The sequence below is a fragment of the Moorena sp. SIO4E2 genome, from assembly GCF_010671945.1.
In the GTDB taxonomy this organism is placed as follows: domain Bacteria; phylum Cyanobacteriota; class Cyanobacteriia; order Cyanobacteriales; family Coleofasciculaceae; genus Moorena; species Moorena producens.
Genome location: NZ_JAAHIE010001237.1, coordinates 1 through 1366, shown reverse-complemented (window position 1 = coordinate 1366; position 1366 = coordinate 1). Strand labels below are relative to the sequence as shown.

The 1366-nt window shown below is 44.4% G+C and carries 1 protein-coding gene; it reads right to left on the bottom strand.

Annotation, left to right across the window (positions count from 1 at the left end):
- Positions 1–17: 17 nt before the first annotated feature.
- Positions 18–1229 carry an RNA-guided endonuclease InsQ/TnpB family protein gene (locus F6K37_RS42525; RefSeq protein WP_287257234.1) on the bottom strand — a complete coding sequence of 404 codons (1212 nt, stop codon included), beginning with the start codon at positions 1227–1229 and terminating at the stop codon, positions 18–20.
- Positions 1230–1366: the final 137 nt, after the last annotated feature.

Below are 1366 nucleotides of genomic sequence, written 5' to 3'. Positions count from 1 at the left end.
CTTGACACTCCCCACGGTTAGAAACCGGGGGATTCTTCGTTCAGCGACCCAAGTTGCTGAGACAGGATTTCTCCAGTCCCAGTAGTGCTCAGGTCTCCCGAAGCGTTGGGATCTTTATCGATCCAAGTTCCGATGTGCCCCATCGTACTTAAAGCAGAATTCAGAATATTGATGGCGGCATTTTGGTCGCGATCTAGAACACATCCACATCGACAAACATGGGTTCGAGTTGATAGTGATTTCTTGACCGTTGTTCCACAACTTGAACAATTTTGGCTTGTGTAGGCAGGGTTAACGACAACTGTTACTCTGCCCAACTTTTTGCCAAAATACTCTAACCACTTCCTGAATTGATACCAACCTGCATCATTAATAGACTTGGCGAGACAATGGTTTTTCACCAGGTTCTTAATCCTCAAATCTTCGTAGGCGACCATGTCGTTAGACAGGACTACGCAACGCGCTACTCTCTTAGCATGTTCTTCACGTTGCCTACTTATTTTGAGGTGTACACGTCCTAGCTTATTAATGGCGCGCTTACGGTTAGCACTGCCTTTTTTCTTTCGAGAAACGCGACGTTGATAGAACTTCATCCGTTTCTCGCTTTTTCTGTAGAATCGTGGGTTGGGTTCAGTATTGCCATCTGAATCTGTGTAGAACTCTTTGAGTCCGACATCTAAACCAACGTTGTGCTTTGTCGGTTCAACATCAACTTTGACATCTACTTGAATACAGAATTGGCAATAATAACCATCAGCTCGTCTAACCAGTCTCACTCGCTTAATCTGTTTAACTAGATAGAATGCCAAATCCCACGTCCCAATCAATTTAAGTTTACCAATCCCTTTTTTGTCGGTAAATTCAATGTGCTTGGGGTCTAGTAACTTCCACCCGGACGTTTTGTATTCAACAGAGCGGCTACGTTTTTTGAACCGAGGATATCCTTTTTTCCCGGGGAGATTTTTCTTACAGTTCTCAAAGAACTTAACAATGGCTGACCAGCATCGTTCTACAGATGTCTGACAAGCGTGGGAGTTCAAATCTTTGACAAAGGGATACATAGCGCGAAGTTCGGTGTTATACCGATATAGCTCTTTCCTCCCTAAACCTCGATTATCTATCCAGTAACGCAAGCATGAATTCCTAACGAATTGACCAGCCCGGATTGCCTCATCAATCGCTCGGTATTGATTGAGTTTTCCTTTAACTTTGAACTCGTAGACTATCATGCCTGTGACACTTGCTTATTTAGCCTATTACCTACAGTACCACAAGAATTGTTGTTTATGTGAGGGGGTGAGCTTACCCCATGGATGAATCGTAGGGGCTTGCGCTCACCCCCTCACACTCCCCGATTTCCGGTCAA